The organism is Carboxylicivirga litoralis, assembly GCF_025499605.1.
In the GTDB taxonomy this organism is placed as follows: Bacteria; Bacteroidota; Bacteroidia; order Bacteroidales; family Marinilabiliaceae; genus Carboxylicivirga; species Carboxylicivirga litoralis.
Window position 1 is genome coordinate 149,987 of the sequence record NZ_JAFMVC010000002.1, and the last position, 15,279, is coordinate 165,265.

General features: G+C 38.5%; 10 protein-coding genes. 6 read left to right on the forward strand and 4 right to left on the reverse strand.

All coding sequences use genetic code 11. The features are described from left to right. The first annotated feature begins 8 nt into the window (after nt 1–8). From J1N10_RS02705 to J1N10_RS02730, 6 genes are all read left to right on the forward strand, one after another. Nucleotides 9–1,385: a PKD domain-containing protein gene (locus tag J1N10_RS02705; RefSeq protein ID WP_262325139.1), complete on the forward strand. Its 1,377-nt coding sequence runs from the start codon at nt 9–11 to the stop codon at nt 1,383–1,385. 2 nt (nt 1,386–1,387) lie between these two features. Next, the gene (locus tag J1N10_RS02710; protein ID WP_262325140.1) at nt 1,388–2,356 is read left to right on the forward strand and encodes a hypothetical protein; all 969 of its coding nucleotides are present in this window, start codon (nt 1,388–1,390) and stop codon (nt 2,354–2,356) included. A gap of 52 nt (nt 2,357–2,408) precedes the next feature. Continuing rightward, nucleotides 2,409–5,624, forward strand: coding sequence for a two-component regulator propeller domain-containing protein (locus J1N10_RS02715; protein ID WP_262325141.1), 3,216 nt, complete (start codon nt 2,409–2,411; stop codon nt 5,622–5,624). Between the two features lie 137 nt (nt 5,625–5,761). Continuing rightward, nucleotides 5,762–6,109, forward strand: a complete 348-nt coding sequence (locus J1N10_RS02720) for a hypothetical protein (protein ID WP_262325142.1) — start codon at nt 5,762–5,764, stop codon at nt 6,107–6,109. Nucleotides 6,110–6,536: 427 nt separating this feature from the next. After that, nucleotides 6,537–7,760 (forward strand): [FeFe] hydrogenase H-cluster maturation GTPase HydF, encoded by a 1,224-nt coding sequence (gene hydF, locus J1N10_RS02725; protein WP_262325143.1) that lies wholly within the window; start codon nt 6,537–6,539, stop codon nt 7,758–7,760. A 100-nt stretch (nt 7,761–7,860) separates the two neighbouring features. After that, on the forward strand, nt 7,861–10,332 hold the full coding sequence (locus J1N10_RS02730) for an AMP-binding protein (protein WP_262325144.1): 2,472 nt from the start codon (nt 7,861–7,863) through the stop codon (nt 10,330–10,332). Here J1N10_RS02730 and J1N10_RS02735 read toward each other — a convergent pair. The 4 genes from J1N10_RS02735 to J1N10_RS02750 all read right to left on the reverse strand — a co-directional run bounded on the left by J1N10_RS02735 (nt 10,322) and on the right by J1N10_RS02750 (nt 15,276). Next, nucleotides 10,322–11,872 carry a PAS domain-containing hybrid sensor histidine kinase/response regulator gene (locus J1N10_RS02735; RefSeq protein WP_262325145.1) on the reverse strand — a complete coding sequence of 517 codons (1,551 nt, stop codon included), beginning with the start codon at nt 11,870–11,872 and terminating at the stop codon, nt 10,322–10,324. The two genes, J1N10_RS02730 and J1N10_RS02735, sit on opposite strands and share 11 nt — an antisense overlap. 91 nt (nt 11,873–11,963) lie before the next feature. Further along, entirely contained in the window at nt 11,964–12,509 is a 546-nt protein-coding gene (locus J1N10_RS02740) for a hypothetical protein (protein WP_262325146.1), read from the reverse strand. Between the two features lie 156 nt (nt 12,510–12,665). Continuing rightward, a complete protein-coding gene (locus J1N10_RS02745) occupies nt 12,666–14,108 on the reverse strand; it encodes a lyase family protein (RefSeq protein ID WP_262325147.1) in 1,443 nt (480 codons plus the stop codon). A gap of 4 nt (nt 14,109–14,112) precedes the next feature. Continuing rightward, nucleotides 14,113–15,276 (reverse strand): sigma-54-dependent transcriptional regulator, encoded by a 1,164-nt coding sequence (locus tag J1N10_RS02750; protein WP_262325148.1) that lies wholly within the window; start codon nt 15,274–15,276, stop codon nt 14,113–14,115. Between the last annotated feature and the right edge of the window lie 3 nt (nt 15,277–15,279).

Genomic DNA, 15,279 nt, shown 5'->3' on the forward strand with positions numbered 1-15,279 from the left:
CCTGTTGTATGCGTCAACTACTATTTATCGTCAGTATTATACTTTTAGGTAGTTATCAAATGATGACCGCTCAGGGCTTAAGTGTTGAAAAGCTACCGTTTTCAAAGAAACATGAGAATGAGAGGGCACCTTTAGTAAAAGATTCGCTGCTGTTTTTCAGTTCGGATAAAAATGTTAGAACCTTTAGTAAAGTTTTCAATTCGGAGGGTAATAACCTCTATAATTTAATGATGGTTAATCAACGTCAGGATTCTAGTTGGACAAAAGTAGAACAGTATCTGCCTTCCTATTTCTCGAAATACGATTATAAATCAATATGTTTTTTGCCGGACAGTAACGAGATCGTTTTTACACAGCTGCAAAACAAGGATAAAGGTGTTTATGGAATATACATTGCCAAAGGAAAAGGGGACAATTATCGCCGGGAACGTATATTGCCTTTTAATTCTAGTCGATATAGTACTGCGCATCCAAGTATTTCTCCAGACGGCCGGTTTATGTTTTTTATATCCGATATGGGGGGAGGTTATGGTCAGACCGATATATATGTTTCGGAGCGAACAGGAACAGAGTGGGGACCAGCACAAAATTTAGGTTCACAAGTAAATACTACTGGTGCAGAGAGGTTTCCATTCTATCACGAAAGTGGTAAACTTTATTTTGCCTCTGACAGTCTTGGCGGACAAGGTGGTTTTGATATATTTTATACTTATCGAACAGAAGACGGTTGGGCTAAGCCTGTTGCATTAGATGAGAAAATTAACACTGCGGCCAATGAATTTAGCTGTTACATCGATGCCAGTGAGCAGCACGGTTATTTTGCCTCCGACAGAGATGGTGATGATGATTTGTTTGAGTTCACATACCTTTTTCCGGTTTTTGGCCCTGGAACCAAGCAAAAAGAAAACACTTATACTTATCGTTTCTACGACAGGATGAATGGTAAAGGTGATGGGCCGCTAAAATATGTCTGGTATTTTGGTGATGGTAGCAAAGCAGAAGGAGATACTGTAATTCATAAATATAAAGCTCCGGGAACCTACCACGTTCAATCTGTGCTAGTAGATACAATTGATAATGTTGAGCTATTTGTGCTTAACGATTTTCATCAGGATGTTAAGAAAAAAATACAGGTTTATATTAATGTGCCGGATGAGGTGAAAGTAGGTGAATTACAAACGCTTGATGCCTTGGAGTCGAACCTTGGCGACTTTGAAGCCAATGGCTTTTATTGGGAATTACCCGATGGTACGAAACAAAAAGGTGAAACAATTCAGTATATTTTTCGAACAAAAGGGAAACACATTGTTAAATGTGGTACTATTTCCAAACATGATCCGCATCAAAAGATGTGCACGTACAAAGAAATTAACGTAATCGAATAATTATGTCCAAACTACTCAAGCTATCATTTATTTTATTGTTGGTCGGAACCCTGGCAGAAGCACAGCCGGTTCCTGGTGGAGATGAAAACATCCCTAACCTGATAACTTTTGGTGCCGATGCCGAAACTTCGTGGGGAGATGCCAGCTTTTGTCAAATCATCTTTTTTACCGTTCCGGAAAACCACACAGCACCAATTTACATTAAAGTGTTTGACCCAAATTGTGGCGGAGAAAATGATGAACAACAAGGTGAATGGGATACATACACTTCATTCAGCATATATGGTGGACAAGGAAGTTGCTCTAGCGAAGATGCAAAGAAATTGAATTTAGATGGCAACTATGACGAAGGAACATTGCTGGCATCTAAAACATTCGGTTTCGATAGTGAGTATGAACAAAAATGGTATACTTTCGGTCCGATAAATCCATCAGAAGGAGAGTACCTGCCTGAAGAAGGAGGGCATGTTTTTAAGGTGATTGTTGAAGGTGTAGAAGGTGATGATGGAAACATGTACCAGCTGTTTATGAGTACCAAGAAAGAAGCGCAGGATGAAGTAGAAGGTGGTTACGCTTTCTATTATAAATATACGGTTCGTCTGCACGATAATCCAGGTGAGATTTCTCACATTTATCCATATGTTAACGATTCAAGTATTGTTTCTATCAAGCAAACCAACTTTGACTGGGATAATGATGGACGTATTATCGTGCGTTCGGTGGCGACTGCATACAGCCCAATGAAAATTTCGGGTGATGACGAGTGGGCATCAAGTATGTATAACATCAAACCGGAAGAATACAATACTTCACTGGATATTCAGATGCATAAAAATCGAACCGGAGACTATCGCAATAACAATGTAGTGATATACTTCGAGAACCAATATGGCGAGTTACTTAAATCATACAGTGTGCCAATTGGTGGTGTGCCTAAATATAAAGGTAATCCGGGAGCGGAAGAGCTGTAATGTTGGATGTGTCTTTACGAGGTGAACTTTTATTAGGGGAAAAATCTGAAAAATGAAAAAGAATCTATCATATTGGCTATTGATACTTCTAATAGTCATTCCTGGAGTTTTGCAGGGCCAGTCGTTCGACTTTAAAATATACAATACATCTGAAGGCCTGGCCGATAATGATATTATTGCTTTGGCCCAGGATAAGTATGACTATGTGTGGATGGCTACAGACGAAGGGTTGATACGCTACGATGGAATAGAGTATAATGTTTATACCACAGCTGATTCATTGGCACATAATTATATCAATTGCCTATTTTTCGATAAAATGGATCGCTTGTGGATTGGCCATAAAAATGGCCTTATCTCCTATATGGAAAATGACCAGTTTTATAAGGTTGCAGTTGAGGGCGCTTCCCAGTTAATTTCAGATATAAACCAAGATGCACATAGAAATATCTGGGCCATTGACCAAAAACGTGGGCTGATAAAGATTTCGCCGGATGGGGTGGTAACCACTTTTTTCGATCGTAAAAAATTTGGAAGAAAAAGCTATACTGCATTACATGTTCTTTCTCCAACACGTATGCTTATAGGAACAGCTAAACGCGGTTTGTTTGTATTTGAGTTTGATGATGACTACAAGGATGCAACAGTTACCAAAATTGCTGATATCCCTAATGTTTGGATTAACACAATTGTAAAGAGTAAAAAAGAAAACAAATATTGGATTGGAACTCGAGGTAAAGGTTTCTATTCGTATTACGAAACGGAAGATAATAAAGGCGTTAGTCATATATCAGATAACAACTTATGCCAAAAATTTAATATAGAGGCGGAAGAGATAACCGATATTTATGAAGAGGCTGAAGGGCATTTGTTGGTGTCAACCGTTGGAAGTGGTGTTGTTCGTTTGGTCTACGATCCTGCCCAAGGCATTTTTAATGATTCATTTAAATACTCAAGTCATAATGGTTTGAGTAATAATGATGTGCAGGATATCTTGTGCGACCGTGAAGGTAACTATTGGTTTGGTACCAAAGGAGGAGGTGTTTCATTACTGGTTAATCAGTATTTTGTGTTTTACAACCTCGATGAAATCGGGTTTCATTATAAAGCGCGTTCTGTGCTTAAAGATGGAGAACAATTGTGGGTTGGTCTTGACCGAGGTTTAATTCTAACTGATCCAATGTGCTTCGATGTGCGTTATTTTGATGCACAGTATGGGGGAATTCCAAATGATGAGATAGTTGATATATACAAATCTAACGATGGCACTATTTGGATTGCATCGGCCAATAGTGGCTTGTATTATAAATCGAAAAATGCGCAGTCGTTTAAAAAGCGAACGTATTTTAACGATCAATTGGCGTTAAAAATTAATGGTATTTCTGGTTATGAGCACTATTTATTGCTGGCGACGCAACGTGGATTAGTTATTATTAATTTGAAAACCAGTCATATAAAAAACTACGAAATCAAAGATGGCTTGTCGCATAACAATATCAATTTTGTGTATGTCGATTCTAAAAACAACATTTGGGTAGGGCCAAAAGATGGTGGTTTATGCAAAATAAATCCGAATCTTAACCGTATTGAGCGTCATCCGGTTAAAGAAAATGTGGCGGTTGATGTAACAGGTATGAGCGAGGATAAAGATGGCCAATTGTGGATTAGTACCAAGGGAGAAGGTGTTATCTGCTATAGCAATGATGCGATTAAAAAGCAGATTACAACCACCGACGGCTTGAAAAAGGACTTTTGCTATGGTATTTATAGAGATATTAAAAACCGTCTTTGGGTATGTCATGACGGTGGTTTATCGCGAATAGAAATTGAGAGCACCAAATCGACAAAAGAAGATTTCGTTAAGGCTTATGGACATAATGAAGAATTAGGTGATGAATTCTTTCAGGTTAGAACTGACGATGTTGGCGGGGTATGGTTTGTATCAAACAAAGGTGTTGTTAATTATTTACCCGAAAATGATCGCTTGAATAATGTTGCTCCAATTTTAAATATCACCGGTATTTTTATCAATGACGAAGAAGTAGAGGTAAGCAATAAACTCGACTTAAAATTTCCATATGGTAAAAACTCATATAAATTTAAAGTCGATTTTAGAGCAATTAGTTTCAAAAATCCAGAAGGAGTGACCTATCAGGTGAAGATTGAGAAGGAAGGCGATGACGAAGCTGGTAAGTGGGCTAATCTGGGAAATGTAAGTCATAAAGAAATTGATTACCTGGCTTATGGAACCTATAAAATTAAAATTCGAGCCTTTAACTCCGATGGAAAAGAAACAAGTTTGTTGCGTACCATCAATGTTAATATTGCCGCTCCGTTTTGGTCTGCCTGGTGGTTCTATGTGCTTCTTATTTGTTTTGTAATTTTGGCATTCCTTGTTTTAATAAAATATCGCGAACGGGCTCTCATAAGGCAAAAACAAAAGCTTCAGAAGGAAGTTGCTTCACAAACGGTTGTGTTGCGTGAGCAAAAGGCTGAAATTGAACGTAAAAACAGAGATATAACAGATAGTATTAACTACGCGAAAAAAATACAGTCTTCTATTTTACCGTCAATGGACGACTTGATGACGATTTTCCCTGAGTCCTTCGTGTATTTCTTGCCTCGTGACATTGTAAGTGGTGATTTTTACTGGTTTAACCGTTCTAAAGATTACTTTATAGCCTGTTGTGCTGATTGTACAGGTCACGGTGTTCCTGGTGCTTTTATGTCGATGATAGGAACAACCATACTGAATGATATCTTCCGTATCCCCGAAATCGATTCTCCGGCTGCCATGCTCGAGCGTTTGGATGAAGAAGTGAAAAAGCTACTTCAGAAGACAGAAGGCAATGAGAGTATGGACGGAATGGACATATCAATTGTTGAAGTTCATATACCAACACGGCGAATTCGTTTGGCATCGGCCAAGCGCCCTGTATACCTTATTATAAACGATGAAATGACTGTCTATAAAGGCAGCAGAAGAAGCATTGGCGATAACTATGAAGAGCAATTAAGCCCATATGTCAATGTGGAATATAGCTGTCAGAATGGTGATCAGATTTATATGTTCTCCGATGGCTATCCTGATCAGTTTGGAGGACCTTTGGGTAAAAAGTTCATGAAAGTTGGTGTTCAAAATATGATTGGTGAAATCTACGATAAAACCGGAGAACAGCAGCTAAATCATGTGAAAGAGAATTTTGAGAATTGGCTCGGAGATGTGGAACAGATAGATGATGTTTTGTTTATGGGAATAAAGCTATAATAATATTACGATAAATAACGTAAATAAAAGCTGCTCAGTGTGATGCAGCTTTTTTTGTGCCTTATAAGTGCCTGAAAGTGTTACGTTTTGACATTTTTGCTATTAACTAGTAAAAGAACTTAAAACCAAGCATAGCAATGAAGCACATGATTTTAGATAAGCTTGTTCAAAAAGCATCTGTTGTATGGAGTGATATTGAATCCGAAAAAGAAATGAAAGTGAGAACGCTTAATTCAGTAAAAAAGCGCCTTGAAGATATAGCCAGCCCACAAGAAGAAAACGACGTTAAAATTGAAATTGTAAGACAAACCTGTCATCGTCTAAGAGAACTTTATCCATCATATGCTAAGGCAATTGACGAAATCATTAAGCCTTTTGAGCATCATCTGAAATTTGATAATCTAGCGATTCTCCCATTTAAACAAATTGATGCGCTCACCTTCCGTATTTTTATGAATCAGAATATGATGGGTTTTGTTAGCTAAATAGCTGGTAGATTTAATTGCCTAACTAAAAAAGGGTCTCCTAATAATAGGAAACCCTCAGTTGGTTAATTGTTTAAGGGTTAAAATGGGATTCCATCTTAACGTATCAGACTAATAAATTTACGTGTCAAAAAAAATGGGCTGTGGAATATCCTAGTATTTGCTTAAACCTTTAGTATATTATGAAAGAAAATAAAACCACAGCCCTTTCTAAACCCATGAGAAACTATTCACTTACGCCAATAGCTAAATACGCTTTCGCATTCATTTATTATAGACACTTAATAGGACAAATGGGGTGACAATTAGGTGTATTTTTTTTAAATTATTTTCAAAATACTGTCTAATTGCTAGAATTACAGGATGCTGTGTTGCTTATAAATTGTAATTATTTGTTTTAAATTTGTATCTCAATAAACGATTTGGGATGGGTAGAGAAAGAACACCGCATATTGGACTTTTTGGAAGGCGTAATAATGGCAAGAGCTCTATTATTAATCGATTGGCAAATCAGGACATTGCCATCGTATCGGATTACGCCGGAACAACAACTGACCCTGTTAAGAAATCATTTGAAATTACTGGCTTTGGTCCTGTTATATTGATTGATACAGCGGGAATTGACGATGTAGGTGAATTGGGCGAAAAGCGTATTAAAAAGACATTAAATACTATTAAACTGGTAGACTTAGCTATTCTTGTTATTGTTGATAATAACTGGGGCAAAGAAGAGAAAGCTCTCGCTCAAAAGTTTAAAGAGCAGGATACACCTTTTATTGTTATTCATAATAAAACGGATGTCGCTCATTTAAATTCAGAAATAACAAAAATCTGTAGTCAGGCAGGTAGTTCGGCCGTACTTCCTTATAATTGCATTGATGGTGACACTGAAGCCATAATATTAGCTATTCGGAAAGCGATACCTGAATCTGCATATACAACACCATCTCTCGTTGGTGATTTAATAAAGTACGGCGACATTGTCTTGTTAATAACACCCATTGATATTGAAGCACCTGAAGGACGGTTAATTTTGCCTCAAATACAAGCTATTCGCGATATTCTGGATAATGATGCCATATGTATTGTGCTCAAGGAGCGGGAGGTGGATGCATTTTTGAAGAAGACACAAATTAAACCGGCGCTCGCTATCACCGATAGTCAGATATTTTTAAAGGCCGATGCATCTATTCCAAAAGATATTCCTCTAACGAGCTTTAGTATTTTGTTGGCTCATTTCAAAGGCGATTTTGAAAATTACCTGAAAGGAACAGCGCATATTGATAAGTTAAAGGATGGAGATCGTGTCTTAATGCTGGAGTCGTGTTCGCACCATGTGGCTTGTGATGATATAGGACGTGTAAAAATTCCACGATGGATTGCAACTTATACAGGACGTAAACTAGCGTTTGACGTAGTAGCAGGACTGGATAAAATAGAACGCCCTATAGATGATTATGCATTAGTTATTCAATGTGGCGGATGTATGATAACCAGGAAGCAGTTGTTCAATCGTTTGGCACCAGCTAAAGCTAAACAAGTGGCTATCACTAATTATGGCATGGCAATTGCTTATGTGCAGGGCATCTATTCGAGGGCTATCAAGCCGTTTGTAATAGAGCAAAGTACCAATTCGCTAGATTATTTATAGACTTAGTTCTGAACTTTTGGCACCTGAAACAAGTATTAGTTGTGCCAAAACAATTAAAAATGTAGGTTTGTCAGATTGAAACAACGCAAAGGAGTAGAATATGATATATAATGCTGGAGAAAAAACGGCAGTTTCGTGCGGTGAAGTAAAAGTAAGTTACAATTCATTAAAGCAACACATTGCAACTTACTCAGAGTTGTTAAAAGATTTTTCGGTTAATAGAATGGCCATCTTTTCTGAAAATCAGGTGGGATGGATTTATTCATTTTATGCCGGTTGGTATAATCATTCAACAGTTGTGCCCATTGACTTTATGTCGTCGGAAGATGAAGTGGCATATATTTTAAAAGATTGTTACCCTGAGGTTGTTTTTACATCGAGCGATAAGAAGCCCTTGCTTGAAAAGGCGATTGAACGAGCCGGCATTCAAACAAAGGTGTTCGTTATTGAAGAATGTAATGAGTTGCCGCTGGTTAATGCAGAAAGCATTGGTGAGATTAATGATGATAAAGATAAAACAGCAGTTATTATTTATACTTCCGGTACCACGGGAAGTCCAAAGGGTGTGATGCTGTCGTATGAAAACCTAATGGCCAATGTTGATGCTGTTTCAAACCAGATAAATATTTATACCAAAGATGCAGTGGTGATGATGCTATTGCCAATGCATCATATTTTCCCTTTAATGGGAACCATGATTGCGCCGTTATATGTTGGCGGAACCATAGCCGTTTCTCCATCGATGGCTTCTGAGGATATTATGAAGACTTTGCAGGATAACAAAGTAACCATCATTATTGGAGTGCCTCGTTTATATTCAGCTATTCGAAAAGGAATTAGGACAAAAATAGATAGTAGCGCTATTGCTAAGGCCTTATTTAATCTGGCCAGTAAAATTAACTCAAGAAGCTTCTCACGCAAAGTTTTTAAATCAGCTCACCAGAAGTTTGGTGGCGCAGTGGAATATATGGTCTGCGGAGGTGCAGCTCTTGATCCTGAAGTTGGAGGAGATTTTAAAACCCTGGGGTTTGAAGTGTTGGAAGGATTTGGAATGACCGAAGCGGCACCAATGATTACCTTTACTCGCCCGGGACGTGTTCGTATCGGCAGTCCAGGAGAAGTATTGCCTAATGCCACTGTTGAGATTCGGGAGGGTGAAATTGTGGTGAAAGGGCCAAATGTAATGCAGGGTTATTTTAACCGAGCCGAAGAAACCGCTGAAGTGCTAAAAGATGGTTGGTTGTACACCGGTGATTTAGGGCGTATGGATGGTGATGGCTATTTGTACATAACAGGTCGCAAGAAAGAGATTATTGTTCTGTCTAACGGTAAAAACATTAATCCATCGGAGATAGAAGCTAAGATTGAGAATCGTGCAGCCTGTGTGGCTGAGATTGGTATTTATGCCGATCTAGATCAGCTTAAAGCGATTATCGTTCCGAACAAAGCCGATTTTGTTGGTTTATCACCCGAGCAGGTAGAAGAAAAACTAAAGTGGGAAGTGATTGATGTGTATAACCAGTCAGTTTCACCTTATAAGAAGTTAATGGACTTTTCGGTGACCGATGCAGAACTGCCGCGCACTCGTTTAGGCAAGCTTCAGCGTTTTAAGTTGGCCGAGTTTGCTTCGAATAAAAATAAGCAGGAGGAACTGGTTGAGGAAATTACACTGGAGGAATATAAAATTGTAGCTGATTTTATTGCCAATGAGAAGAATTGTAATGTTCGTCCTAAAGATCATATTGAGTATGATTTGGCGCTCGATTCCTTAGACAAGGTGGGTTTATTGGTGTTTATTCAGTCTACCTTCGGTATTGAGATGGAGGTTGAGCAGTTGGTTGGTTTTTCATCAGTATTAGAGTTGAGTGAATATATTGCTGAAAAGCGCACAAAAATGGCAGTTGAGAAAATCAATTGGTCTAAAATTTTGAAGGAGAGAGTTAACCTTCAGTTGCCACGTACTTGGTTTACAGGTACTGTTTTCTTAAAGATTTCAAAACTGTTTTTCCGTCTTTATTTCCGATTTAAAGGGAAAGGAGCTAATAATATTCCAGATGGACCATGTATTATAGCGCCTAACCATCAAAGTTATTTTGATGGCTTGTTTGTGGCTTCATGGTTAAAGAATAAAAGTGTTAGGGAAACGTATTTTTATGCTAAAGAGAAGCATGTAAAATCACGTTTCATGAAGTATTTTGCCAATCGTCATCACATTATTGTGATGGATTTAAATAAGGATTTAAAAGAATCGATTCAGAAGATGGGTGAGGCTTTGAAGAAGAAAAAGAAGCTGATTATTTTCCCGGAAGGAACGCGTTCGTTTGATGGAACATTGGGTGAGTTTAAGAAAACATTTGCCATCTTAAGCCGCGAGTTAAATGTGCCAATTGTGCCAGTATCAATCAAAGGAGCTGTCAATGCGTTACCGCGAGGGTCTAAATTTCCACGACCGTTTAAGAAGGTGAGTGTGGAATTTTTAAAGCCGGTTTACCCGAAAGGAGAATCATACGAAGCTTTGTCTGACATTGTATTTCAGAGTATATCGCTTAATCAGGAAGTACTTAAAGCATAGTATTTACAGGTAATGAAAAAGTAAATGTAGAGCCTGTACCAACTACAGAATCTACCCATATATCGCCTTTCATTAGTTCAATGTATTTTTTACATATTGATAAACCAAGGCCTGTGCCGTTGTGCATCAGGTTGCGGTTTTCAGCCTGTAGAAAACGGTCGAAAATTCTACTAAGGTATTCTTCAGGAATGCCAATGCCGCTATCTTTTACTGATATTTGAAGCATGCTGTCGATGACCTTATAAGAAACTTCTATTGTGCCATTCTGAGTGAATTTAACGGCATTATTTATAAGGTTGGTCAATATTTGTCGTAGTTTGGCTTCATCGCAGTTTATAATTAATTCTTCCTCGCTTGCTTCAAACAATAACTGGTTGTGCTGCAGGCTGGCCGTATGCGAGAAAAATGTCATTAATTCGCGAATTAAATAATTGACATCGAATTGTTTGTAATTGAGTTTGACTTGTCCTGTTTCGATACGTGAAATCTCAAGAACATCATTGATGATGTTAAGTAACTGATGTCCGCTATTAATAATGATATCCAGGTAAGTGTTATCTTTTCCTTCTTTTGATATATCCGATTTAATCAATTCAGCAAAACCAATAATGCCGTTCATTGGTGTTCTGATCTCGTGACTCATGTTGGCTAAAAAAGCCGATTTTAACCGGTCACTTTCTTCTGCTTTCTCTTTGGCTTCAAGTAGTTCTTTGTTTTTTTGCTTTAGTATGTTTTCAACATTTCTTCTTTCTCGTAAATCTCTGACTATGGTCAGGTAATAATTGGCATGTGGTCGTTTCGAGTTCATTTCAATCGGAATTACCTGGCCACCTTTTCCAATTATATCTCGTTCAATAATCACCGATTGTCCTTCGTTAAGCAGGTCAAATCGCAGAGGTTTTTCTTTCATTTTTGCAGGATCAAAAAGATGTTTGATGTGTTTATTTAAAATATCTTCACTTTGGTATCCTGTCATATTCAAAAAAGCCTGATTGACCTCGATGACTTCTCCTTTCAGATTTCCTAATAAAATGCCATCTCCTGCGTTCTCAACTACCTCTCGGTATTTTTCTTCACTGTTTATGAGTGCTTGTTGTGCCTTTTTGTATTCTGTGATATCCCTGATGGATGTGATTCGAACATTTCGACCTTGATAAATGTAGTTTTGACCATATATTTCAGCAACAAAGGTAGACCCATCTTTGCGAAGGCCTATAGCTTCGTATTTGTCATCGAATTCGCGTCTGATATTGTGCTTTACCAGCTCTTGTGAAGACTCATCAAATACATTGGTGGCAACCATGCCAATAATCTCATCATGACTGTAACCAAACATCTTGCACCCACTTTTATTGGCTTCAATGCAGATGGCTTTTTCGGTAATAAATATACCTTCACTGGCTGCTTCTGATAAGGCCTTAAACCGTTCTTCACTGTCTTTAATTGCCTGATTATACTCTTTCGAAGCGTTATTAAGAAGAATATTCTCAAGTTCTTTGATTCTATTTTCTAGATCTCTGTATGAAGGCTGATGACTCATATCCAATCCAACTCATGGTTTTATTTCAAGATACTAAAAATGCAACTAAAAAGGATTCTTTAATTGATGGATTGTGAGAATTGAAGGGGTATTAGGTCAATAAGAAATCAATCTCATCACTTAATGTACCCAATCGTTCTTTTGTTGGAATCCAATGCCCCTTTTCAATGAGGTGCTTTTTAAGAAGCAGGAAGTAGGTAAAAGGAAATTCGTCTTTTTGCCATTTTTGCTCATAGTTAAGCAAACCTTCTTTTTTCAATAGAATATCCAACCGATGAACAATGGCATAGTAAAAATCAAGTATGCCAATAGCTGTATCTAACACGACTTTTCCCGATGATTCATCAAAGAAATCAGCATACTTAATCACTTTAATGTGAACAATGTGCCCATCTTCTGTTGATAATACCCATTTTAAGCCTCCTTCTTCTTCGTACCAATCCACCCAACTGATATTGTCTTCGCCCCAAATGTGTGAAGGCTCAAACACAAGATTAATCATCCCTTTCAGTAAATCGAATAGTGGGTTACTGTTATTGGTGAGTTTGAACTGTACCTGCTGACCATTGGCTTCAATTGAACCTTCGACCCGTCCAACGGCAACTAAATTATATGTGAAATAAAAAGGGGTGTTCATGTCCAATCTATTTTCAGGTCAATAATCTGCTTTATTATTGCGCTGGCACTCACAGTCTGGTGTTTATAAAGTCGATTTACTACAATAACGTGCTTAAATATATGAAACTTGTTGGATAAAAAGATGTCTTCAAGTAATTTTTTGATTGATTACCAGTTATTTGATATCATTCAGACTGTATCCCTGGCGGATGAGAGCTTCTGGTTTCATTAGCTCACTAAGCTTACCACTATCAATCAGTTGTAGTTTTTCATTAGCTTCAAATATGGATATGGTATTGCTTTTCATGTATTTAGCCAGCTTGGTGGCTTGGTGGTAGCCAATGTATGGAGACAGAGCCGTTGTAACCGATGGGTTAAGATACACGGGATGATTTTTTTCTTTAACAGGTGTTATTAATAATCCCGATATTAAATGCTTTTTTATGGTTTCATTACATGCAGTGAGTAATTTTAGTGAATCGAGAAGTGCATGACCAATGGATGGCAGGTAGGCATTTAAATCGAGGCAGCCCTGACCGCATAAGTTAGAAATAAGTTGGTCATTGGCATACACTTTATGCACTGCACTAATCACAAACTCAGGAATAACAGGATTGATTTTACCCGGCATGATTGAGCTTCCAACCTGTCGTTGAGGAAGTATCAATTCACGGTTGGCTAATAAATCTGAACCAAGCAGGCGTAAATCGTTAACCATTTTCTCTAAGTTAACAGCATGTGCTTTTAGTGTGGCATGTACTTCAACAAAACGGTCAAGGTTGGAAGTGGCATCGCCAAGATTCTCGCCACGCGTTATTGGCAAGCCGGTAAGGTGTTGCAACTCATTTACTACCTGCATTATGAAAAAGCGTGGAATGCTGATGCCTGTACCAATGGCTCCACCGCCGATATTAACTTCTTTAATGCGTTCGCTGCACTTTGAAACTCGCCACCAGTCGCGCGATAAGGCATTGTTGTAATTACTAAACAAGCGGTCGTAGGTGCTCGGAACGGCAGCCTGCATCTGTGTATAACCTTGGCGTAGTGCGTTACGAAATTCACTTTCTCTTCTTTCAACAGTATGTCTAAGGTTGTTAATAGAGTCTTCGAGCGAATTGAGAAGCTGCATGGCAGCAACCGTTAAAGCTGTTGGTATTACATCGTTAGTTGACTGAAAAACATTGGCTTGTTCAAATGGGTCGATGCGTCCATAATTGCCGATCGTATCATTCAAATGCAGTAGTGAAGCATTGGCGATAATCTCATTCACATTCATGTTAATAGACGTTCCTGCACCGCCCTGCACAGCTGGAACAATAAAATGCTCAAAAAACTCACCTCCACTTACTTTCTGGGAAGTGTAAATTAGAGCATCTATGATTTCATCATCCATAAAACTGATCGGCAGATTTTGAGTGTCATATTTTCCGTTAGCTGCTTTTTTAAACTTGCTGTATGTTTGGTAACATGCCAGTTTAACAATTCCAACGGCCTTGTACCACTCAATGAAGAATGGTGTATTGTCTGGAAAGTTTTCCACAGCCCGAGCCGAATGAATGCCATAAAGGGCATGGTCAGGCACTTGTAGTTCACCTAAAAAATCTGCTTCAGTTCTCATCTTTTTAATTCATCGGGCGTGCATAAGCCAAAACATCATCTTTGGTGATGGTTTCCTGGCTAAGAATGATTAATCGTTCGATTACATTACGAAATTCGCGTATGTTACCTGTCCAATTAATGGCTTTAAGTTCCTCAATGGCATCTTCAGTAAAGGTTTTAACAGGCATGCCCAATTCATCGCAAATGATGTTTTTAAAATGCTCAGTTAATAATGGGATATCATCTTTACGATCGTTTAAAGCCGGCACATGAATAAGGATAACGCTTAATCTGTGGTATAAATCCTCGCGGAAATTGGTATTGGCAATCTCTTCCTTTAAGTTTTTGTTGGTGGCCGCTAATACGCGAACGTCCACTTTAATGTCTTTATCACTGCCAACGCGACTAATGATATTTTCCTGTAAAGCACGTAATACTTTAGCCTGAGCCGGCAGACTCATATCGCCAATTTCATCCAGGAAGATGGTACCTCCGTTAGCTTGCTCAAATTTACCTTTGCGTTGTTTATGTGCCGAAGTAAAGGCGCCTTTCTCGTGGCCAAATAATTCACTTTCGATGAGCTCCGATGGGATAGCAGCACAATTAACTTCAATAAATGGTTGGCCGGCTCTGTTGCTTTTTTCGTGTAACCAGCGAGCAACCAATTCTTTACCGGTTCCGTTTTCGCCGGTGATCAATACGCGGGCATCGGTTGGTGCCACTTTATCAATCATTTCCTTCACCTTGGCTATTGGCTCTGATTCACCAATCATGTCGTAGGTTTTGCTGACTTTGCGTTTAAGCACCTTTGTTTCGGTAACCAAATCTTTCTTTTCGTTAGCATTACGAATAGTGACTAACATGCGATTCAAATCCAACGGTTTTTCGATAAAGTCGTAAGCTCCTTTTTTAATGGCTTCTACTGCTGTATCAATATTGCCATGCCCCGAAATCATAATCACCGGCGTGTCGGAATTGAGCTCATGAAGCTTGTCCAGAACTTCCATGCCATCCATGTTGGGCATCTTTATATCGCACAGTACAATGTCGTACTTACCAGCTTTAAATGTTTCGAGTCCTTGTTCGCCATCTTCAGCTAACTCAACCGTGTGACTCTCGTACTCTAATATGTCTTTAAGGGTGTTTCTGATACTCCGCTGATCGTCAATCACTAATATTTTTGCCATAGT